The organism is Bacillus cereus group sp. BcHK124 (genome assembly GCF_027712065.1).
Taxonomy (GTDB): Bacteria; Bacillota; Bacilli; order Bacillales; family Bacillaceae_G; genus Bacillus_A; species Bacillus_A pacificus.
In genome coordinates this window covers 181875-203680 of record NZ_JAQFPJ010000006.1, presented here as the reverse complement: position 1 = coordinate 203680, position 21806 = coordinate 181875, and the positions used below count along the sequence as shown (strand labels likewise).

Below are 21806 nucleotides of genomic sequence, written 5' to 3'. Positions count from 1 at the left end.
TAACGCTACAAAGCGCCTTAATTTGGAAAAATAAAAATGAAAACAAAAAGCTTGCAATCTAAATCGATATAGATTATATTAATTGACATATCAACTATTGATACATCAAACATTTTGTTTTGTATGTAAAGGAGGGATAGTTTGACAAGTTCATGCTCAAAAGAAGCGATTATTTTATATAAATTACACTTTCTAAATAAAGAAGTAAGTTCGAAATTTGAAGGGTGTACGGGTATGAGCCAGTCTCGATTAGAGCTTATACTTCAGTTATATGAAGTAGGTGAAATTAGTCAAAAAGCACTTCAGCAAGAAGTGAATATTGATAATGCGGCGATAACGAGGCATTTAAAGCAGCTTGAGGCCAATGAAATGATTGTAAGACGTAAAAATCCAGATGATAACAGAATTACGTTAGTTTCTCTAACTGAAGAGGGACGAAATAAAATCCAGGCGTTTCAAGAGGAAAAAGAACGTTTTGCAGCATCTGCATTTAAAGGATTAAGTGAGGAAGAACGCGATAATCTTTTAAATATGTTAATTCACATTCAAGAAAATATAAAAGAACTTTAAAAAAAGGAGAATACAACTATGACTAACTCAGTAAAAACAAATGACTTTAACGAAATTTTAACAGGACGTCGTTCCATTCGTAAATACGACTCATCAGTGAAAATTAGCAAAGAAGAAATGACAGAAATTCTTACAGAAGCAACACTTGCACCATCATCAGTAAACATGCAACCATGGAGATTCCTTGTGATTGAAAGTGACGAAGCAAAAGCAACACTTGCACCACTTGCGAAGTTCAATCAATCACAAGTAGAAACATCTTCAGCAATGATCGCTGTATTTGGTGATTTAAACAACTTTGATAATGCAGAAGAAATTTACGGAACAGCAGTAGAGCGCGGTTTCATGCCAGCTGAAGTAAAAGAAGATCAAATGAAAAAACTTTCAGCTTACTTCTCAATGGTTACACCAGAAGTAATGAAAGATACTGTACTTATTGACGGCGGTCTTGTAGCAATGCAATTTATGCTAGCAGCTCGTGCTCACGGTTATGATACTTGCCCAATTGGTGGATTTGAAAAAGACCAAATCGCAGAAGCATTCGGATTAGATAAAGAACGTTACGTGCCAGTTATGTTAATTTCAATCGGAAAAGCTGCTGATAGTGGTTACCAATCAGTACGTCTTCCAGTTGAAAAAGTTGCTGAGTGGAAGTAATTTCAAAAGAAATAAGTGAAATATGAGAGGGGAAACACCATGATTATTATTCACGCAATATTTCAAGTAGATCCAGCGAAACAACAATCATTTTTAGAAGAGATTCGTCTGCTGATTCATAGTTCAAGAGAAGAAAGTGGAAATATTTCTTATGACTTGTATAAGGACATAGAAAAAGAAAATGTGTATACAATGGTTGAAGTGTGGAAAGATGAAGCAGCAGTTGCGAGTCATAATACGAGTGAACACTTCACATCTTTCGTTAGCAAAGTAAAACAGTTTTTAACTGCTCCTCTTGATATAAAAGCTTATAATGGAGAGTTAGTAAAATAATGAGAAAGATGACTTTAGCTTATAGTGCTAAGGTCATCTTTTTTATTTTGACAGGAATATATTTACTTTTATCGTAATGTGTTATAATTTGGAAAATAATAATTCTTAATTTTCAGAACAAAAGAAAGTGGGGGGATAAATAGATGAACACATTAAAGAAAATCACTAATAATATTTCGAAAGTTATTATAGGAAAAGATGAATCCATAGAACTTGCAGCCATTGCTCTAATAGCAAAAGGACATATTTTATTAGAAGATGTACCGGGGACAGGAAAAACAACACTAGCGAAAAGTTTGGCTAAAAGCGTGGACGCAAAATTTCAAAGAATACAATTTACAGCGGATACTTTGCCCGGAGATGTTATTGGTCTCGAATATTTTGATGTGAAGGAATCGGAATTTAAAACGAGGTTAGGTCCTATTTTTGCAAATATAGTAGTAGTGGATGAAATTAATCGTGCTGTACCGAGAACACAATCTTCGTTATTAGAAGTGATGGAAGAACGTACTGTTACAATTGCGAAACAGACACATTCCTTACCAGAACCTTTTTTAGTAATTGCAACGCAAAATCCTCTTGAATCGGCCGGTACATTTCCTTTACCGGATGCTCAGTTAGACCGGTTTTTACTCACAATACGCCAAGGTTATCCTACGAGAGAAGCTGAAAAGGAAATGATGAATCGGTTTCAAATGAATGATCCGTTAGAAACGTTACATTCTATTATTTCAAGTGAAGAAATTATTACGATGCAAAAGCGTGCAAGAGAAGTGTTAGTAGGGAATGATGTACAAGATTATCTTCTTGAAATTATTGAGGCAACGCGTAAGCATGAGCTAATTGAAATTGGTGTAAGTCCGCGCGGCACATTGGCATTTATGAGAGCGATTCAAGCACGGGCAATATTAAATGAAAGAGATTACTGTACGCCAGAAGATATAAAACAACTTGCTGCTTCCATATGCGCTCATCGTTTAACGTTAACGATTGAGGGGGAGATGAAAACGACGAAAGAACAAATCATGAAAGAAATTCTTCATACGATTGATGTGCCAGTGGAGAATGTACGATGAATCAACAGCTTGTGTATACACCTTTAGCGGAGCCTTTCGTAATGGGAGTTATGTCAGTTGTAGCAGTTATTTTATGTATATTTTCAAGTAATCTACTGTTTTTATCTCTCGTATTTTTGTATGTAATTTTAATAGGTGCTATGCATGTTTATATACGTAAAGTATCTCGTGTTGAATGGGAATACAGTCAAGGAAATTCAAATGTTTTTATAGGTGAAACGAACAGATGCAAAATAAAAATTTCAAACAAATCAATTTTTCCTATTTTTAATGTTGTATTTCGATTTAAATGTGAAAATAAGCTAACTTGGAATCATGATGAAATAAACAAAAATCATAGTACAGGTTCAAATTATTATATGAATTTTAATTTAAAAGGAAGAGAGTCAGTTTTATTTGATTTACAAGCTGTAGCTGTAAAAAGGGGAATTGCGAGATGGGAAGAAGTTGAAATTGTCATTACAGATCCCTTTGGATTTATGACGAACCATATAACATATAAACGAGTTGAAACGCCGACCTATTTAGTTTTACCAGCTGTTCCGAAAATGCAAGTTCCTGAATTACAAGAATGGTCACGAGGATTTCGAAAAGCGATGTCATCACCCTTATATGATGAAACGAAGGTAATGGGAGTGAAGTCGTATGAAAATGAAGATTTTCGTTCTATCCACTGGAGTGCGACAGCGAAAACAGGGGCGATAACTGCAAAAAAATACGAGCGAACACAATCAGATAAATATGCGATTTATCTAAACTTGCAAAACAAAAGTGGTATTTCTTTGAGAAATGATACAGAGGAACTAATTGAATTAACGGCAGGCGTATGTAAACAACTGCTTATGCAAAACTGTTCATTTGAAGTATGGATTAATAGCGTAAAAGATAATGGATTACTACATATAAAAAACGGGGATAATCGGAAACACTTGCAAAATGTATTAAAGGTGCTTGCCTCCATATCAGATCAGGATACACCTGTATCTTCTTCTTATTTTTACACAGCTGGATTCCGGCGAAAGGAACTGGATGCGGTTCCTTTAATTCTTGGTACTTCCCCAAGGAAATACACCAGAACGAATAAATGGGTCGTAATTAAAGAATAAGAAGGGGTTTATGTCATGGCTAATAAAGAGCGACATATAAAGGTAAAGATTTGGAGTATTAGAGTTTTCATGATACTTTTCTTTACGGTTAGTGCGATAACGTTATCACAAGGTGTTGTGCATGTACAAGACATAGTGAAAGAACGTTTTTTTAGTGAAAAGAAATCTGAAAAAAATTATAAGGAAACTATAAACTACGGTGATATTGAAGATTATGGAACACCTTTAGAAAAGAAAAAAGTAGGAGATAATGGGGAGAGAACGACAACAGGTAAAAAATTTAAAGGTTTTGAAAAGGAAAGTTCATGGGGACACATATTTTCTATACTTTCAAATTCATGGATTAGTATAGTTTTTTATGTAGTTATTGCAGGGATAATTATATATTCTCTTTATAAATCCGTTAGGAAAAAGGTAACGAAATCAGAAATACAACAGGATAAACAATCGATAACAAAAGAAAATACGGATAGAATCGAAAAGAACGAGAAAGTGAAGCATCAGTTAGAACGGCCGTTACCGACAAATACGATAAGAAAAACGTTAGTTGAATGGGAAAGAACATTACCATTTCATGAACAGAGAAGGTCCTATGAAACGATGCAACAATGGTTAACGAGAATTTGTAGAACGCGAGATATTATTCCGATATATGAGTCTGTCCGTTATGGAGAAAAGACGTATACAGAGTTAGATGTGGAAAAGACTGTGCAATGGATAGAGCGAGACGGGAAGGTTTGAAGTTAATATAAGTAAATAAAATTAACTGTAAATTAATTTTATTTACTTATATTTAATTACGTGGTAATGTATACTTACTTTTTTATATCGCTACCAATGGAAAAAGGTTACCTTAGTAGAGTATTGCTCGTTACATTTTTTGTGAGGCTATCTTTACTTCATCAATATAGAATGAAAAATAGATGAAATAATTACGAGTAGCATGTAAATAAAAAATTATTATTTATGTTTAAATTTTTGTAAGGGTGTGAAAATGTAATGAAATCGGTATTAAAAAGCATGCTTATTTCCTTTGTTTTTTCTGCTGTAAGTATGTGTTGGTTGCTGTTCTTATTATTTAAAGGGGACGGAGACTGGTTATTGTCTTGGGTAGGCGTATTCATGGCATATTTATCTTTGTATACTTTAATAGATTTATATTGTAAAAATACATACGATAAAAAAATAAATAAATGGCTTATAAAAACAGCGGTGACTAGCTTTAGTTTTGCGGTATTAGGAATCTCGTTTTGTATCATACACGAGCTATTAACACCATGGAGTCTCAGTTTAATGGTGTGGTATTGGTTGGTAATGTTAGTGTTATTTTTAACGACCATAATCTCATTAGTCAGTCTCGTATTTGTGAATCGTAAAAATCACAATTTCACCAGTGGATATAGAATGCTCATACTTCTAAATATATTTCTTACATTAGGTCCAGTATTATGGCCACTATTACTTTCTATTATTGGAAATGGAATGAATGCTAGTGCAGGCTGGTAAAAATGAACTTAGATTAGTTGTGTAAAGAATAGGATGAAAAGTTGATATAGAATTTTAAATGTTTATGAGAACATGTTTACATAAAAAATGAAAACATGTTCTCTTTTTATTTGCATGCATAACTCTTCCTCAGTTTACTTTATTTAAATTTAAACGTAAGTATTTCGTAAGGAATGGATAAGAAAAAAGAGAGTTTTATCATATAGGATGAAAGTATAGCTTGAATCAATACGATATGAATAGGGGAGAGAAATCCTTATGAAAAAACGTAATTCAATGAAGTTAGCAAGTTTGACAGTTTTATTAGCGGGTACTACTCTATTTACACTTGGTTTTACTGTGAAAGCAGAGTCTACTCAAAGTATTTCTAATTTGTCAAAAGTACATGATCAAAAGAATCAGAATGGCTGGAAACAAGTATTGCAGGAAACAATCAAAATTGGAGCACCAGGGGTATTAGCTAAGACGTCTAATAAAGGAAAAATTAATAGTTATACTGCTGGCGTGGCGGATTTAAATACAAAGAAACCGGTGAAATCGGATTATCGCTTTCGGATTGGTAGTGTGACGAAAACTTTTACTGCCACGACTGTTCTTCAATTAGTAGGAGAAAATCGCGTACAACTTGACGATCCAATTGAAAAGTGGCTGCCGGGTCTCGTGCAAGGAAATGGGTATGATGGAAATCAAATTACGATACGACAACTTTTGAATCATACGAGTGGTATCGCTGAATACTTAAAGTCAAAAGACGCTGACGTAATGAATTCGAAAAAAACGTATACAGCAGAAGAAATAGTGAAAATAGGCCTTTCTCTGCCTCCAGATTTCTCGCCGGGCAAAGACTGGTTGTATTCAAACACAGGATATGTAATATTGGGAATGCTAATTGAAAAAATAACTGGTAATAGTTATGCGGAAGAAATTGAAAAGCGAATTATTGAACCTTTGGACTTGTCAAATACGTTTTTACCAGGAAATTCACCCGTCATCCCAGGAAAGAATCATGCTCGTGGATATGTGAAAATAGAAGAAACAGGCGAGTTGAAAGACATTACGTATTATAATCCGAGTTTAGCTAATGCAGCTGGAGATATGATTTCTAATGCGGATGATTTAAACAAGTTCTTTTCATCTTTACTCGGTGGTAAGTTACTGAAGGAACGCGAGCTAAAAGAAATGCTTACTACAGTTCCTATAGAAGGAAAAGGGGTTGGGGATGGATATGGTCTTGGAATCTATGAGACTAAACTTTCAAATGGTGTCTCAGTATGGGGTCACGGAGGATCAATTCCTGGGTTTATGACTTTTGCTGGTGGAGTAATTGGAGGCAAGCATACATTTGCTGTCAATGTTAACTCTTTAGGTCCGGTTGATATTCTTACACAGTTTAATAAAATGATGCAAGTTGAATTTAATAAATAATAGATGAAAAGAGTTCTACTATAGAGGTTTATAAGGATTTGTATGTGATTTAATTGTTATTAAAATATAGTCTTAAAAAATCCCGAGTCATGAGCAATTTACTTTCCATGATTCGGGGTTTTTATGTGCTGTTACAAGAAAAGTTATGATACATTTAAATTTTTTCATTTTACTATAAATCTATTATATTTATTTGATATTTCTTATTTATAGTGACTTTTACATTTTTAAAATATTGCAACATACAAAGGTAAGTAGTTCTAGATTCGGGAGTTAATAATAAGTAAATTCTGATTTTTATTGAAAAATATTTAAATGCATTTCCGCAATTTACATAATAAGGTACTTTTATCGTAAAAATTAATAACAAATAGAATTAAGTATACAAAAATAGATAATTATGATTTACGTCAAAATGATTGACTATTATGAAAATAATGATTAATATAGGTTTTATATTTTAACTCCATTTATGTTACAAATATGTATTTTATTTCAAATTTAATTGTGTCGTAAACTATAATTGAATATATTGTGAAAAAGAATAGGGAGCGGGAACAGGAACAGCAATAGAAAAGGCTATCTTTTCAAATTGTGTAATGAAATCAAAGGGGAGGATAAATATGTATAAACAAGTAGTAGAACTGTTAAAAGAAGCAGCTATATCGTATAAACAATATACATATGAGCCAATATTAGATTATGAAACAGATAGAAAAATTAGAGAAAGGTTTAATTGTCCTATTACGGGGGTAAAGATAAATGATTAGCATGATATTCAGTTACATATTATTAGGGATTTCATTGTCTGCACCAGTCGGTCCGATTAATATTGCTCAAATAAATAAAGGAATAAAAAATGGTTTTTTGAGTGCATGGTTAGTAGGAGTCGGGGCAATGTCAGCAGATGTTGTAATGATGTTTTTAATTTACTTTGGTATTTCGACTTATTTAACAACTCCAGTTGCTCAACTTTGTATTTGGATTTTTGGTTTTGTAACGATGATTTATTTAGGCTATGAAAGTATGAAAGAAGCTACTAAACAAGTTCAATATATTTCATCAGGTGAAAAAGAACATCCTTTAAAATCTTTTCTATCGGGGTTTGCTATCGCAATTTCTAATCCATTAAATATTATTTTTTGGATAGGGATATATGGATCAGTTTTAACTAGTGCTATGAATACTATTGGAAAAGAACAAGCTTTATGGTATAGTGCAGCCATTTTTGCTGGGATTATGCTTTGGGATATATTTATGGCTACATCTATTCATTTTGGTAGAAGATTTATTAATCATACAGTAATGAAATGGATTTCTATAGTAGCAGGCATTGTTTTAATTCTGTTTGGAATATATTTTGGCTACGAGGCAGTAAGAGGAACTGCTCAACTATTGTGAACTTTTTGATGATTAGAGAGAATAGTGATTTATTAGAAATTTATTCATCGCGAATCTTTTGGTTTTTGGATTTGTTAATCGATGGGTAGGTTAATTCCTTATAGTAAAAGACTTATAGAATCATTCTATAAGTCTTTTTATTGCTATATAGAAAAATATATAGGCACATTCTCTTCTCACAAGGAGAAATAAAATTTTTAACAAGAGTGATAAAATAAATATATAAGCAGTAAACTTTGTTTTAAACCATTACAACCTAAATTAGAAGCAAACTTAAATATTATATGGAAAAAGAATCAAGTGTTTTCAAATGCAGCCTATGCCTTTATCAATCAACTCCGAAATAGTATAAACTAATTATAATTTAAAATGAAAAGTAAAAAACGTGCTGTCTTACTTATTAAGATGACACGTTTTTTACTTTTTGAAATAGTCGTTATTTTTCCGAAGATTTAAGTAAAACAACTGCGGAAATGTTTATGTTCAAAAGGAGAAGTAGTGAACAATAAAAAAGATTTTAGTTCTGAAAATTGTTATTTTGTGATTGATAAAGCAGTTTTAGAAAGAACTCCCTCGCTCTAGTAGTTATGTAAAGTGGGGGAGTTTTATATTTTAAGTGTATTGTTATGAATGGAGTTACATATAAATAATGTTCAACAGCAATAAATAGATAAATTAGAACGAAATACTTTTAAAACCTACTTGACAGATAGGTATTAGTGGATTAATATGTGGATATTACTTATTTTACCACTCATTATTTTAATGCTAAAACAATTTGAATAGCTGATTGGATAACCAAAGGCACGTATACATTTCGAAATTTTGAAATGTGTTCGTGCCTTTTTGTATTATTCATAGAGCAAGGAGCGGAGGAGATATGAACAAAACGATGCCAACATTAATTGAAGAAACAGATTGGTTGTTTCGTAAAATGGTCCGTAAATTTGTGAAGGAACGCGACAAAATTAAGATTGAAGGTATTATGTTGCCGGGCTTCTTAATATTAAACAAAATTATTCAAGATGGTGAGCAACGTCTAACTGATTTGGCAGAAGAACTGGATTTGACATCAGGAGCGATTACGGCATTATGCGATAAGTTAGAAGAAAGAGGCCTGGCTATTCGGAAACGTCATCAGGAAGATAGACGAATCACTTTACTTGATATTACTGAAGATGGCCTGAAATTTATAAAGCGAAATCATAATATAAGAACAAGTTTTATGTCTGTTTTATTCGATGGATTTTCAACAGAAGAATTACACGTGCAGGCCGAAGTTTTTAAACGCTTAGCCCATAATTTAGAACAACTTTCTCATACGATTATGAAACTAAGTAATGAGAATAGGGAGGAGTAACGAAGAATGCTATTAGTCTAGTTATTTAGGACTGAAAATTCAAAAAACATTGATAATATGAATAGGAGTGGAAAGAATGGGACATCCAACAATTTATCCAACAGGGGCAACAGTATATAATCCCGGGAAAGCTTGGAGTGGTTATACAATTTATCAAGCTGCAGATCATGGTGCTTTATTAATTGATATGAATGGGAAAGAAGTACACTTATGGAAAGGGTTACGGGGATTTCCAAACAAGGTGTTACCAGGCGGATATGTTTTTGGTCATACAGCACAAAGAGATCCTGAGTTTGGTTTTCAGGATGAAGTCGATTTAGTTCAAGTTGACTGGGAAGGAAACATCGTCTGGAAATTTAACCGTCTGGAACATATTGAAGACCCAGGACATGCCTCGCAGTGGATGGCTAGAGCTCATCATGATTACCAACGTGAAGGAAATCCTGTCGGGTACTATGCGCCAGGATTAGAGCCGAAAACAGAAAGTGGAAATACGCTAATTTTAGCGCATAAAAATGTACATAATCCGAATATCTCCGATAAGCCGTTATTAGATGATGTAATTATTGAAGTAGATTGGAAAGGGAATATTATTTGGGAATGGGCTGTCAGTGATCATTTTGAAGAACTTGGATTTGATGAAAGTGCTAAAAATGTATTATTCCGTAATCCTAATATTAGATCCTTTGGTGGTAATTCGGATGGAGATTGGATGCATATCAATTCTATGTCTACAATTGGTCCGAATAAGTTTTATGATCAAGGAGATGAACGTTTTCATCCTGAAAATATTATTTGGGATGCTAGGGAGTCAAATATAATTGCCATTATTGATAAAAAGACAGGAAATATAGTTTGGAAACTCGGTCCTGATTATTCTAGCCCAGATGTTAAGCATTTAGGATGGATCATTGGACAACATCATGCACATATCATTCCGAAAGGATTGCCTGGAGAAGGGAATTTACTCGTATTTGATAATGGTGGTTGGGCAGGATACGGTCTTCCAAATCCTGCATCTCCATACGGTTCCAAAAATGCTGTTCGTGATCACTCGAGGATTTTAGAAATTAATCCAGTAACTTTAGAAATTGAATGGCAATATACGCCAACTGAAGCTGGGTATCAAGCTCCTTTAGATTCATATCGATTTTACAGTCCATATATTAGTTCTGCTCAAAGGCTGCCAAACGGAAACACATTGATTACTGAAGGAGCAGATGGTCGGATTTTTGAAGTTACTCGTGAGCATGAGCTTGTATGGGAATATATTTCACCATATAAAAATAACAGAAACTCAAATATGGTTTACCGTGCGTATCGTGTACCGTATGAGTGGGTACCTCAACTAGAAAAACCAGAGGAGAAAGAAATTATTCCCCTTGATATAGCAGCATTTAGAGTACCAAATGCTGCAGAAGCTGGTACGGAATCCGTTGTGACAGTCGAAGGGACAATATCTTACGGCACCGGAGATTTTTGTGTAGCGACATTGGAAGAAATAAATAAAAAACGAGATTAACGCTAGTAAATTAAAGTGTGGGGAGAGTAATTTCCCCCCACTTATTAAAATGAACTTGATAGGTTCGTTATATGACAAAATGTTGCCATTTCTTTATTTGTAATAATTTAACGTAATATTGTGGTGAAATAAAATCCCGCTTCAAGTTTGAACAATTTGTTATGGAGGAGTGATAAATGGTGAAATTAAAGCCTTTATTTTTAAGCTTATCAATGATTACCAGTTTAGCTGTCGCAGGGTGCTCAAGCTTTTCAAAAGAAAGTGCGGGAACGACGAAAAGTAATGGGAAAGAAACGGCCACGGTGAAAATGGCTATAGATACAGCGGCGGGTGGTTCTTTTCAGTTTAGAGCTGCCGAGAAACAAGGTTATTTTGAGAAAAATAGTATTAAAGCTCAACTATCAAATTTTGCTTATGGAATTGATACAGTAAATGCGGTATTAACCGAACAAGCTGATACAGGTCTTGCTGCTGATTATGCGCTTTTAAATTCGTTAGGAAAAGGGGATATGGTCGTAATTTCAACACTTACGCGAGGAAATGAAAAATCATCAAAAGACAATGAGCTTCTAGTTAGAGAGGGGATTAAAACAGAAAATGATTTAAAAGGTAAAAAGTTAGGCGTACCTAAAGGGACTGTAACGGAGTATGTTTGGGCGAAATATTTGGTAGCGAAACATATTAATGAAAAGGATATTACCTTCGTTCCATATAGTACACCAGACGAAGCTATTGTAGGGATGAAAAATGGTGATATAGATGCTGTTTGGAGTTCTGGTGCGTTAAAGGATAAATTTAAAAATATAAAAGGTGTAACAAAATTAGGTGATTTAGAAAGTGCGGGCGTTACAATTGACAGCTATTTACTAGCAAAAAGATCATTTGTCGAGAAGAATCCAAAAGCAGTTGAAAATGCACTTAAGGCTCTTTCTGAAGGCATAAAATACGTAGAAAACAATAAAAAAGAAACAGCAAAACTTGCTTTTGAACAATTGAAACTACCAGAGAAAGACGCATTAAAAGATATTGAAAGACAGAACTATGTTCTTGGATTTACTAAAGAAGATGCTAAGCATCTAGAAGATATGAAAAAATGGTTAGAAGAAAAGGGGAAGCTGAAAGATAAATATGAATTGAAAGATAAGATTGATCTTGAATCACTAAAGAAAGCTTTCCCTGAATCTGTTACTTATAAATAGAATAGGAGTGAAGTATGGTGAGTACAGTAAGTGAAAAAGAAGTATTGAAATCTCCTGTAGCCATTTCTATTTCTGGGTTATCTAAATCATTTAATAATGAACAATTTGTTTTAGAAAATGTAAATTTAACAATTGGGAATGGTGAATTTTTTATATTACTTGGCCCGAGCGGATGCGGGAAATCTACATTACTCAGTATGATTGCTGGATTTGTTGAAAAAACATCAGGAGAACTTATGGTAAATGATGAAGAAATCAAAAAGCCGGACAGAAATCGCGGTGTCGTTTTTCAACAAGCAGACGCAGCACTTTTTCCGTGGCTAACAATTAAAGAAAATGTTGAATTTGGTTTGAAAATGAAAAAAATGATAAAGCAGACTCGAAACGAAATATCCTCTTATTATATAAAACTAGTTGGGCTAGATGGGCATGAAGGAAAATATCCAAGAGAACTTTCTGGAGGTATGAAACAAAGAGTCCAATTAGCACGTGTTTTAGCCAACGACTCGGAATTTTTATTAATGGATGAACCATTTGGAGCGCTCGATGCAATGACTCGAAGAACGATGCAAATAGAGTTAATTCGAATTTGGAAAGAAACAAACAAAACGATTATTTTTGTCACTCATGATATTCAGGAAGCTTTATTACTTGGGCAAAGAATAGGGGTAATGTCTAAAGGACCTTCTTCAAAAATTGAAAAGATTTACGATATTCCACTACCGTATCAGAGAACATTTACAGATAAAGAATTTAATTACTATTATCAAATGATCCAATCACACTTTGATTGAAAGGAGGTCCCAATATGAGCGCATTGAAAGATGAGAGTGCAAGAAAAGATACTATTTATGAAACAAATAATTTCAAGACTGGTTTAAAAAAGAAGCTATTACAAAGTGGAATTATCGCTTGGATACTTATCCTTGCAATATGGAGTGCTGTGGCGAGTTTTTCTGATCCGCAATTTTTGCCAAGTCCGATAGCAGTTTTGTATGGAGCGATTGAACTGAGTCAAAATGGTTCCTTATTTATATATATAGGAGTTAGTTTTTTAAGAGTAATAGCTGGATGGATTTTAGGGAATTTTGTAGCTATTCCGGTAGGGTTATTAATTGGCCGAATCCCATGGTTAAGAGCGCTATTTGATCCAGTTATCAATTTTATTCGTTTTATTCCACCTCTTGCCTTTATAACATTATTTATGCTTTGGTTTGGTATTGGAGAGCAATCTAAAATTTTCCTCATTACGTATGCAACTTTCTTTATCGTGACGATTAATACAATTACCGGTGTGCAAGCTGTTGAAGAAGATAAAATTCGTTCAGCGAGAAGTATGGGAGCATCAGAATGGCAAATTATGTTCCATGTCATCATACCTGCTGCACTTCCTTATATGTATACTGGAGCAAAGCTTGCGATGGGATCCTCATTTATGGCTATTGTTGGAGCTGAAATGGTTGCAGCTAATGAAGGAATTGGCTATATGATTTGGAATGCAAGGTTATATTTCAAAACAGATTGGATTTTTGTCGGTCTTGTTATTCTTGGATTGATGGGCTTCTTGATGGATCGGATATTTAATAAATTCGGAAGTGTAGTTCTGAAAAGATATAATGTGGTAAAAAAATAAAAAAGAGCCATTTAGCTGACTAAAAACGGTTAGATAAATGGCTCTTTTTTATGAATAAAAGTCGATGCGTGCTTACGTCTTATTATTTTTTTATTTCGGTTTCAATCCTCTTCACCAAATCAACAGACACGTTATGAAAATACTCTAAAACGACCTTCCTAATATCATCGGATATAACTTTCAAATCACCAGCTAAGTTTTCAGCAAGATGTTCTTTTTCTATCGGTTTTAACGTCGCATAAAATTCGCCAGCCTGCGTAAAGTCATCTTGTTTTGATATAGAAGTTCTCTCAAGTTTACCATCAACGTACCTTCCGTCACCGCTCGTTATTTGATTAGCAGGTGTCCAATTTTGCTGTTGGTTAATCGTTAATTTGCGGAATTCAGGTCCAATCCGTCTTCTTTGAGAATCACTATAAATGTTAGCTCGTCCTTGCAACATTTTATCATCTGATAATTCTGCACCGTCTAGTAAATTAGAAGGGGAGAAAGCGACTTTTTCTACTTGTTCCATATAATTTTCAGGGTTTTTATTTAATACCATTTTGCCGATTGGTATAAGAGGATACGCTTTTTCATCCCATATTTTTGTATCATCTAAAGGATCGTAAGAAAGATGCGCTTCATCTTTCGGGTCCATGAGCTGGACATATAAACCATATTCCACTGGTTTACCGTTTGCAATTGCATCATATAAATCTTTCCCGCTATAATCAGGGTTTTCGGCAGCCAGTTTATTTGCTTCCTCGCTAGTAATGAATTGTACACCTTCAAATGGGTACCAATGATACTTTACATACTTTCGATTACCTTCTGCATTTCTCCAAACATATGTATTTACACTATGTCCTGGAATGTGGCGAAGGCTTTTGGCCGTACCATTATCAGAGTACAAACGGACAACGAAATGTATGGATTCAGGTGCTCTAGCGACAAAGCTCCAAAATCTATTAGGGTCTATTAAGTTATTTTTAGGTGAAGGTGACAACGCTTGAATTGTTTCAGGGAAACGCATCGGATCGCGTACAGAAAAGACAGGAATGTGATTACATAATAGATCGAAAATACCTTCTTTTGTATAAAATTTTGTAGAAAAACCGCGTACATTTCTAGCAGTATCAGGTGTTCCTTTCGTACTAACAGCTAGTGAAAATCGTACCATAACAGGAACTTTCTCATTAGAATGTTGTAGAAAACTTAGTTTCGTATGTTCAGACATTGGATAGATTGTTTGAAAATAACCAAATGCACCAAATCCTTTTACATGAACAGGTCTTTCTAAAATTTTTTCGTGAATAAATTGTTGTAACGCCTCGTGAAGCACACTATCTTGCTTTAGAATAGGTCCACGTGAACCAACTGTTTGAGAGTGAAGTATAGCTTGTTCATTACGTACTCCATTATCATTAAAGTCTTTCCCTAGTAAAGATTGCCTCTGTTTATCATAGTTTTCATACATCAATATAGCCTCCAAATCTTTTTTGTCCATTGTTACTAAATATGATTTTATAGCGTTGATTATGTATAACACGCTAAGTTCAAACTAGTAACAGACCGCTAGATGAGAAAAACGCGTATGTAGTGGACCTGTTGAAATAGAAGAAATTATGGAAAAATGAATATCGGGAAGAACATTACTATTAAAATTTTAAACTTAAAAATGAATTTATATATGAATTTAAAGAAAATGAATAGAAATAAAACAGGGAGAATAACTAGGAGGAATGTAACATGTCGGATTGGTTTCAATTAGATAAAGAGTATATGATGTCAACGTACTGTCGTACAAAGCTTGCGATAGAAAGAGGAGAAGGGTGTAAGCTGTATGATGTGGATGGTAAAGAGTATTTAGATTTATTTTCTGGTGTAGGCGTAAATGTATTAGGATACAATCATCCGAAAATTGTGCAAACGACAATGGATCAAGTTACGAAGTCGTTGCATCTACCGTTTCATTTTTTAAACCCAGTTGCAATTGAGTATGCAAAGAAATTAGTTGATTGCTCTTTAAAAAACGGAAAGGTCTTTTTTACAAACTCTGGTACGGAAGCGACAGAAACAACGTTGAAATTAATTGATAAATATAGAGCTATTACGCATGAAGAACGTGAAGGAATTGTAGTGCTGAAAAATAGTTTCCACGGGCGTACGTTAGGAGCACTTCATTTTACGAGACAAGAAAGTGTATATCAAAATTTCCCTAAAACATCGATCCCGGTATATGAAGTTGAGCGCGAGAATATAGAGCAATTAGAAAAAACAATTATTCATGAAAATCCAATTGCAATTATGTTAGAACCTGTATTAGGAAGCGGGGGAATTTATCCATTATCGGGTGAATATTTACATGGTGTTCAAAATTTATGTGAGAAATATAATGTACTACTTATCGTTGATGAAGTTCAAAGTGGTATGGGGAGAACAGGAAAACTATTTGCTTATCAAAATTTCAATATTACACCACATATTATTCAAATTGGTAAAGGAGCAGGAGGCGGGATACCGCTAGGTGGAATTATTGTAGGTGAAAAGTTATGTGATGTATTTGCACCAGGAGATCACGGCACAACATTTGCTCATTCATCAATGGGAACGGCTTTAGGTTTAACGGTATTAAATACATTACTTGACGATGGTTTAATGCAAGAAGCATATGAAACGTCACTATATTTGAATGACAAACTGCAAGACATTCAGAAAGAAAATTCTTATTATATTCAGGAAGTGCGTCATGCGGGGATGATGTTTGGAATAAGTGTGAATGACACGAATGAAAATGTGAAGAAATTACAGCTTGAGTTAATGAATAAAGGAATGTTAGTCGATGTAACACAAGGGAATATTATTCGATTACTTCCGCCGTATATTATTACGAAAGAGGAAATTGACGCATTCACTTATGAGTTTATTTCTTGTGTTCATAACATAGCTGCTACAGCAAGTATTTAAAAAAATATAAAAAAATATAAAAAGCTGAAGAAGGCGCTATTTTAGCGGCTTCTTCAGCTTTTTAAAATAGTAAATTACTTAACATAGAGAGCATCTCATTGGACAAATAATTAATTATGTGAAACAATAATAACAGATAAGGAGACGTTAATTTTCCTTAAGTGCTTCGAATTAATTTTATTCAATAAGAGAAGGTGTGCTTAAAGAAGTTAAATTAAATAAGGAGCTGTTTTATTATATGCAACAAAATAATGATTTAAATTTTGAACCTCAAGACGTTAATATTGTCAATCCTAAACAAGCCAGGAAAGCAGTAGTTGCTACTGGTATAGGGAATGCAATGGAGTGGTTTGACTTCGGATTATACGCGTATTTAGCGGTAATTTTAAGTCAATTATTCTTCTCAGGTGTTGATAATAGTGGATTGCAACTTGTACTTACATTCGGTACATTTGCTGCAGCCTTTCTCGTTCGACCAATCGGGGGTGTATTCTTTGGTAGAATAGGAGATAAGTACGGCCGAAAAATCGTGTTAAGTACTACTATTATTTTAATGGCACTTTCTACATTATTCATCGCATTACTACCAACCTATGAACAAATTGGTGTATGGGCACCAATACTACTTTTAGTTGCTCGAATGATTCAAGGCTTCTCTACAGGCGGCGAATATTCAGGAGCAATGGTTTATATCGCAGAATCTTCTCCAGATAAAAAGCGTGGTATACTCGGTAGTGGTCTTGAAATTGGAACACTCTCAGGTTACATTGCTGCTTCGGTAATTGTTACCATTTTGACGTTATTGTTAACAGATGAACAAATGCTCAGCTGGGGCTGGCGTATTCCTTTCTTAATAGCTGCACCAATTGGCTTGGTCGGTTTATATTTACGCCGTCATTTAGATGAATCTCCTATCTTTGAAGAGATGGAAAAAGCACAAGAGGAATCTGAAGACAATGAACAATTTTCATTTATGGATATTATGAAATATCACAAAAAAGACTTCTTATTAAGCACAGTAATTGTCGCCTTCTTTAATATTACAAATTATATGATTCTTTCGTATATTCCTTCTTATCTAACTCAAGTACTTAAAGTCAAAGAAACAACTGGCTTATTAATTATTTCAATTACGATGGCACTTATGATTCCGCTAGCACTTTATTTCGGTAAATTAAGTGATAAAATTGGTAATAAACGCGTCGTGCAAATTGGCTTACTTGGTTTAACTGTATTTGCCATTCCAGCATTTTTACTAATAGGTAACGGACATATTGCCGCTATATTTGCAGGTATTTTCGTATTAGGTTTCTTCCTAAGTGTGTATGAAGGAACATTACCTTCATTATTACCATCACTCTTTTTCACCGATGTACGTTATCGAGCACTTTCGATCTCATTTAATATTTCTGTATCAATATTCGGTGGAACAACACCACTTGTATGTTCATACTTAGTTCATGCGACTGGTAACCCGCTCGCACCGGCATTTTATTTAACAGGTGTAAGTATCATTGGATTAGTCGTATTTAGTGTTCTATTCGTTACAACATCAGGACGCGCGCTAAAAGGTTCATATCCTACAGTAGAAACGAAAAAAGAAGCACACCAAATCGCTAAAGAAGACCCTGAAGAAACACTTTGGTGGCATGAAGAGTCATTAGAGATTGAAGCAGGGAAAAACGCCTCAATTTAAAAAATAACGTAGAAGTATAAAAAGACTCCTATGAAAATAGGAGTCTTTTTGTTGTCTTATTTTTTCCTTTTCTTTAAATCCTTCTGATACATGTAAAGCTTATGAATTTCATCCTTAAATTCCTGCAAAAGTACGGTGTTTTCCTCATTTGAATAACGCACTGTATTATAAGCATTAATAATAATATGACTTTGAATATTTACATCTTCTTCACTATTTATTCTATCTAACCATGCCTCAATAGTTTCGCCTCGATTTCTATTTAAAGGGGGAGTTAACTTACTTTCAAGCTTAAAAATCTCTTTTCGAATTTCGTTATGTGGCGGTTTGTTTCGTTTCAAACGTTTTTGGCTCATCCCTTCTTTATCAGTGATGATAGTAGATTCAAAGACAGGTATATTTGGTAAACTGAATTGTTTTCGTTTTTTTATTATTTTCCAAACGACATAAATAGCAATGGCTGCACAGGCTATTATGGTTATGCTATTTATAAGAGTTGGATCAAAAGGACGTGGCTCCAATCCATCCTTAATTGTAGGATCTTTTAGATTTCCTTTATTCGACCAAAAATCATCTGTTTCTTTTAACGCGGCTGCTGAAAATAATGGATTAATAGCGTATCCGAACCCTAATGCAACTGCTTCTATGATAAATGAAAAAACAAGACGAATGAAAGGAAACACTTGAATAAGTACTATACTCATTACACCAATCGTAATAATAGAAGCGAAACGTAATAACTGTTGATTACGATTTGCCCCGGTTAACCAAAATGTAATCATAATGTGTAAAACTAATAGTAACAGTTTCCATAAAGGTGGAAAGGGCGTATAAAATATGGCTGAAACACCAAACCAAACAATACCACCTAACGATTTTTGAACTGGATATCCTGGTCCAACTACATGTACGATAAAGAAGAAAAGCGGTAACATAATGGTGCCAAATAGAGAGAAAGGGAGAAAAATAGAACAACCGATTATTTGAGTTATTAACAGTATGACAAATCCTGTTGTTTTTTTCTTCATTAATTTATGAACAAGAAATACACCAATATAGCCTGTTGCTAAAAATATAACAACAGCAACAAGTTCGTCCCTTTCTGTTAATAACGAAAGGAGGAGCAGCAGAATAAAGTCATTAACGTGATAGAGCCAAGTTTTCAAGCTTTTCCACCATCCCTTCGTTATTTATGAGAAACGTAGGTTGCGATAGAAGAGAGAGGTCATTCTTCTGCAAGCCAATGTAAATCATTGTAGACGATCGTTCTCCTTTTCTATTTGTATAATGGAGAAATCCTTGTTTTGGAATTAGTGTGCTATCGTCTGAAATACGTGCCAATTCCTCTAAAGCTTTTGCGTAATGTGTTTGTCCTTCATTTAATGGTAAGTGCAGAGGGCCACCTTCAGCTAATACACTAATAAATAATTCAAACGGTATTTGATGCTTCGTAGCATATTGACAAATGTATGTTGCAAATGAAATAAGATCTTCTATATTATCTTTCCAACCAAACCCGCGATCAGCAGCTAAAGAAAGACAGATCGTCCAACTATAATTTTTTACAGGTTCATATTGCTTCGCCTGTAATTCCTGCATTTTAGCAGATGCTTTCCAATGAATAGAACGGAAAGACTCACGTTCATATCGTTTCACACCGATAATAGATGTTTCATCATTGTAAAATGAAAAATTGGTTCGATAAGATCCATTTAAAAGTTGCTGAAGTTCTTGCAAACCTGCTACTTCTTTAGGAGAAGGGTACACAATAATTTCAGTTCTTAATTTATCAAATACAGGTAAATGTACAGATAATAAATGAAAAGGATCTTTCAAAACACATTCGAATTGTTCAATTTGAAACACGCCACGCTTCGTTGCGGTTAATGATAAATCCCATTTTTGCATTGAATGAGCAGGTTGTGAAAATGGGAAAGAGAATAGTGTTTTTGATATTTGTTCAATTCCTTGATCTTTATTCGGTAGTAGGGACGGATCTAAATGAAAATAACAAACACCATTAACGAGTGGTATATTTGCTCCATTTTTTAAATGAATAAAAAACTGTCCAGATTCATCAGGGAAAAGCCGAGTTGTTTGTTTCTCATTTATCACTTGAAACTTTTTCTCTATGTAAGCGACATATTTATAAATGAAAATCGCAAATAAATAGTAGAAGAAAAAGAAAAACATAATGATTCGTTGCGGCATAAAAAATGTAAATAGTATCGCGCCTGGCACAGATAGTTGAATAATATGAAGTTGAAAAAATAAAGGTACAGTTACAACGCGCTGTCCATTCATGCTTGCTCAATCTCCACTGGCACGTCAACCTCTTTTAAAATCTTTTGCATCATTTCATTTTTTGTCGTACGTAATGCGCCTTCCATTGATAAGACGATACGGTGATTCCAAACAGAAGGAACTAACAATTGTATATCTTCTGGTGTGCAATATTCTCTCTCTCGTAAAAAGGCTAGCGCTTGAACAGCACGTACTAAAGCTAATGTGGCACGTGGACTTACACCGTTAGCGATATAATCATGATTTCTTGTAGCGTGAGCAAGTTTAATAATGTAATGTTCTAACGGTTCTGATACGAAAATTTCTTTCACTCGTTTCTGTGCCTCTAAAATATCATCTAAAGTAATAACAGATGTGACACTTTCTAGTGGTGCATCGTTACGAAAACGTCGCATCATTTGTAGTTCATCTTCAGGATTTGGATAACCTATAGAAATTGTCATTAAAAAACGATCAAGCTGTGCATCTGGAAGAGGGAACGTTCCTTGTGATTCAATTGGATTTTGCGTCGCAATAACAAAGAACGGTTTTGGAAGAGGAGTTGACTGCTTTTCAAGCGTCACTTGTCGTTCTTCCATCGCTTCTAATAAACTAGACTGTGTTCTTGGCATTGCACGGTTAATTTCATCTGCCAATAAAATATTTGCCACGACTGGTCCTAGTCTTAACTCGAATTCGCTCGTTTTCGGATTGAAGTATTCAATACCTGTCACATCACTCGGAAGTACATCGGGTGTAAATTGAACGCGAGAAAAATTACCACCAATACTTTTTGAAAGTGTTTTCGCAAGTAACGTTTTCCCAGTACCAGGTACATCCTCAAGAAGCACATGACCGTCAGCAAGCAAGGAAACAATTAATAGATCTATAACATTTTCTTTACCTACAAAAACTGATCCTATATTTTCTTTCAATTTATTTATCATATGTATCATTCCTTTCAAAATATAAACGGATATTTCTATATTTTAACAAATTATTCAGAAAATTTATACGGTTTTTCAATTCAAAGAAATAAATATTCAATTATTAAATTATATTCTTGCACATTTTGGAATGCAAATATATA

Annotated in this window: 21 protein-coding genes and 1 pseudogene; 18 read left to right on the top strand and 4 right to left on the bottom strand. The window is 34.1% G+C overall.

The genetic code is table 11. The annotated features are described in order from the left end of the window. Positions 1-141: 141 nt before the first annotated feature. From PDK19_RS12535 to PDK19_RS12460, 16 genes and pseudogenes are all read left to right on the top strand, one after another. Positions 142-570 (top strand): MarR family winged helix-turn-helix transcriptional regulator, encoded by a 429-nt coding sequence (locus PDK19_RS12535; protein WP_000204171.1) that lies wholly within the window; start codon positions 142-144, stop codon positions 568-570. An 18-nt stretch (positions 571-588) separates the two neighbouring features. Next, positions 589-1227, top strand: coding sequence for a nitroreductase family protein (locus PDK19_RS12530; protein ID WP_270707198.1), 639 nt, complete (start codon positions 589-591; stop codon positions 1225-1227). 39 nt (positions 1228-1266) lie between these two features. Continuing rightward, positions 1267-1560, top strand: a complete 294-nt coding sequence (locus tag PDK19_RS12525) for a putative quinol monooxygenase (protein WP_000583823.1) — start codon at positions 1267-1269, stop codon at positions 1558-1560. Positions 1561-1703: 143 nt separating this feature from the next. Further along, positions 1704-2636 (top strand): AAA family ATPase, encoded by a 933-nt coding sequence (locus PDK19_RS12520; protein ID WP_074615635.1) that lies wholly within the window; start codon positions 1704-1706, stop codon positions 2634-2636. Beyond that, on the top strand, positions 2633-3742 hold the full coding sequence (locus PDK19_RS12515) for a DUF58 domain-containing protein (protein ID WP_001075924.1): 1110 nt from the start codon (positions 2633-2635) through the stop codon (positions 3740-3742). Before PDK19_RS12520 ends, PDK19_RS12515 begins: the two co-directional genes overlap by 4 nt. A 15-nt stretch (positions 3743-3757) precedes the next feature. Next, on the top strand, positions 3758-4483 hold the full coding sequence (locus PDK19_RS12510; RefSeq protein WP_270707197.1) for a signal peptidase II: 726 nt from the start codon (positions 3758-3760) through the stop codon (positions 4481-4483). 258 nt (positions 4484-4741) lie between these two features. Continuing rightward, positions 4742-5248: a DUF3902 family protein gene (locus PDK19_RS12505; RefSeq protein WP_074568261.1), complete on the top strand. Its 507-nt coding sequence runs from the start codon at positions 4742-4744 to the stop codon at positions 5246-5248. Between the two features lie 258 nt (positions 5249-5506). Further along, positions 5507-6673 carry a serine hydrolase domain-containing protein gene (locus PDK19_RS12500; protein ID WP_074615733.1) on the top strand — a complete coding sequence of 389 codons (1167 nt, stop codon included), beginning with the start codon at positions 5507-5509 and terminating at the stop codon, positions 6671-6673. A 623-nt stretch (positions 6674-7296) separates the two neighbouring features. Further along, positions 7297-7443 carry a hypothetical protein gene (locus tag PDK19_RS12495; RefSeq protein ID WP_000278067.1) on the top strand — a complete coding sequence of 49 codons (147 nt, stop codon included), beginning with the start codon at positions 7297-7299 and terminating at the stop codon, positions 7441-7443. Then, positions 7436-8074: a LysE family translocator gene (locus PDK19_RS12490; protein WP_061184290.1), complete on the top strand. Its 639-nt coding sequence runs from the start codon at positions 7436-7438 to the stop codon at positions 8072-8074. The genes PDK19_RS12495 and PDK19_RS12490 overlap by 8 nt, the downstream gene beginning before the upstream one ends. Positions 8075-8302: 228 nt before the next feature. After that, positions 8303-8431 (top strand): annotated as a pseudogene (locus tag PDK19_RS12485) (LysR family transcriptional regulator); the annotation flags it as partial. A 523-nt stretch (positions 8432-8954) separates the two neighbouring features. Continuing rightward, positions 8955-9434 carry a MarR family winged helix-turn-helix transcriptional regulator gene (locus PDK19_RS12480; RefSeq protein ID WP_001044425.1) on the top strand — a complete coding sequence of 160 codons (480 nt, stop codon included), beginning with the start codon at positions 8955-8957 and terminating at the stop codon, positions 9432-9434. A 76-nt stretch (positions 9435-9510) separates the two neighbouring features. Further along, positions 9511-10956, top strand: a complete 1446-nt coding sequence (locus tag PDK19_RS12475) for an aryl-sulfate sulfotransferase (RefSeq protein WP_000509958.1) — start codon at positions 9511-9513, stop codon at positions 10954-10956. A 176-nt stretch (positions 10957-11132) separates the two neighbouring features. Then, positions 11133-12155, top strand: coding sequence for an ABC transporter substrate-binding protein (locus PDK19_RS12470; RefSeq protein WP_000239836.1), 1023 nt, complete (start codon positions 11133-11135; stop codon positions 12153-12155). 14 nt (positions 12156-12169) lie between these two features. Beyond that, on the top strand, positions 12170-12949 hold the full coding sequence (locus PDK19_RS12465; protein ID WP_000255351.1) for an ABC transporter ATP-binding protein: 780 nt from the start codon (positions 12170-12172) through the stop codon (positions 12947-12949). A 14-nt stretch (positions 12950-12963) separates the two neighbouring features. Continuing rightward, on the top strand, positions 12964-13788 hold the full coding sequence (locus PDK19_RS12460) for an ABC transporter permease (RefSeq protein WP_001275005.1): 825 nt from the start codon (positions 12964-12966) through the stop codon (positions 13786-13788). An 82-nt stretch (positions 13789-13870) separates the two neighbouring features. On the opposite strand, the gene PDK19_RS12455 is transcribed toward PDK19_RS12460, so the two are convergent. Continuing rightward, positions 13871-15247, bottom strand: a complete 1377-nt coding sequence (locus PDK19_RS12455) for a catalase (protein ID WP_000273182.1) — start codon at positions 15245-15247, stop codon at positions 13871-13873. A 272-nt stretch (positions 15248-15519) separates the two neighbouring features. On the opposite strand from PDK19_RS12455, the gene PDK19_RS12450 reads away from it, so the two are divergent. Both PDK19_RS12450 and PDK19_RS12445 read left to right on the top strand, forming a co-directional pair. Next, complete coding sequence (locus PDK19_RS12450) at positions 15520-16737, top strand: aspartate aminotransferase family protein (RefSeq protein ID WP_074615697.1); 1218 nt, start codon at positions 15520-15522, stop codon at positions 16735-16737. 238 nt (positions 16738-16975) lie between these two features. Next, complete coding sequence (locus PDK19_RS12445; protein WP_001186945.1) at positions 16976-18433, top strand: MFS transporter; 1458 nt, start codon at positions 16976-16978, stop codon at positions 18431-18433. Between the two features lie 56 nt (positions 18434-18489). Here the strand turns inward: PDK19_RS12445 and PDK19_RS12440 are convergent, their stop codons facing one another. The 3 genes from PDK19_RS12440 to PDK19_RS12430 are packed head-to-tail and all read right to left on the bottom strand — an operon-like array spanning position 18490 to position 21663. Then, complete coding sequence (locus tag PDK19_RS12440; protein ID WP_014893624.1) at positions 18490-19599, bottom strand: DUF4018 domain-containing protein; 1110 nt, start codon at positions 19597-19599, stop codon at positions 18490-18492. Then, positions 19574-20737: a DUF58 domain-containing protein gene (locus tag PDK19_RS12435; RefSeq protein ID WP_074615385.1), complete on the bottom strand. Its 1164-nt coding sequence runs from the start codon at positions 20735-20737 to the stop codon at positions 19574-19576. Before PDK19_RS12435 ends, PDK19_RS12440 begins: the two co-directional genes overlap by 26 nt. After that, a complete protein-coding gene (locus tag PDK19_RS12430) occupies positions 20734-21663 on the bottom strand; it encodes an AAA family ATPase (RefSeq protein ID WP_000608765.1) in 930 nt (309 codons plus the stop codon). Before PDK19_RS12430 ends, PDK19_RS12435 begins: the two co-directional genes overlap by 4 nt. Positions 21664-21806: the final 143 nt, after the last annotated feature.

Bases quoted from the DNA above. Each gene is read 5' to 3' on its own strand.
- PDK19_RS12530 (WP_270707198.1), top strand. From the start codon at position 589: ATGACTAACTCAGTAAAAACAAATGACTTTAACGAAATTTTAACAGGA.
- PDK19_RS12525 (WP_000583823.1), top strand. From the start codon at position 1,267: ATGATTATTATTCACGCAATATTTCAAGTAGATCCAGCGAAACAACAA.
- PDK19_RS12520 (WP_074615635.1), top strand. From the start codon at position 1,704: ATGAACACATTAAAGAAAATCACTAATAATATTTCGAAAGTTATTATA.
- PDK19_RS12515 (WP_001075924.1), top strand. From the start codon at position 2,633: ATGAATCAACAGCTTGTGTATACACCTTTAGCGGAGCCTTTCGTAATG.
- PDK19_RS12510 (WP_270707197.1), top strand. From the start codon at position 3,758: ATGGCTAATAAAGAGCGACATATAAAGGTAAAGATTTGGAGTATTAGA.
- PDK19_RS12505 (WP_074568261.1), top strand. From the start codon at position 4,742: ATGAAATCGGTATTAAAAAGCATGCTTATTTCCTTTGTTTTTTCTGCT.
- PDK19_RS12500 (WP_074615733.1), top strand. From the start codon at position 5,507: ATGAAAAAACGTAATTCAATGAAGTTAGCAAGTTTGACAGTTTTATTA.
- PDK19_RS12495 (WP_000278067.1), top strand. From the start codon at position 7,297: ATGTATAAACAAGTAGTAGAACTGTTAAAAGAAGCAGCTATATCGTAT.
- PDK19_RS12490 (WP_061184290.1), top strand. From the start codon at position 7,436: ATGATTAGCATGATATTCAGTTACATATTATTAGGGATTTCATTGTCT.
- PDK19_RS12480 (WP_001044425.1), top strand. From the start codon at position 8,955: ATGAACAAAACGATGCCAACATTAATTGAAGAAACAGATTGGTTGTTT.
- PDK19_RS12475 (WP_000509958.1), top strand. From the start codon at position 9,511: ATGGGACATCCAACAATTTATCCAACAGGGGCAACAGTATATAATCCC.
- PDK19_RS12470 (WP_000239836.1), top strand. From the start codon at position 11,133: ATGGTGAAATTAAAGCCTTTATTTTTAAGCTTATCAATGATTACCAGT.
- PDK19_RS12465 (WP_000255351.1), top strand. From the start codon at position 12,170: ATGGTGAGTACAGTAAGTGAAAAAGAAGTATTGAAATCTCCTGTAGCC.
- PDK19_RS12460 (WP_001275005.1), top strand. From the start codon at position 12,964: ATGAGCGCATTGAAAGATGAGAGTGCAAGAAAAGATACTATTTATGAA.
- PDK19_RS12455 (WP_000273182.1), bottom strand. From the start codon at position 15,247: ATGTATGAAAACTATGATAAACAGAGGCAATCTTTACTAGGGAAAGAC.
- PDK19_RS12450 (WP_074615697.1), top strand. From the start codon at position 15,520: ATGTCGGATTGGTTTCAATTAGATAAAGAGTATATGATGTCAACGTAC.
- PDK19_RS12445 (WP_001186945.1), top strand. From the start codon at position 16,976: ATGCAACAAAATAATGATTTAAATTTTGAACCTCAAGACGTTAATATT.
- PDK19_RS12435 (WP_074615385.1), bottom strand. From the start codon at position 20,737: ATGAATGGACAGCGCGTTGTAACTGTACCTTTATTTTTTCAACTTCAT.
- PDK19_RS12430 (WP_000608765.1), bottom strand. From the start codon at position 21,663: ATGATAAATAAATTGAAAGAAAATATAGGATCAGTTTTTGTAGGTAAA.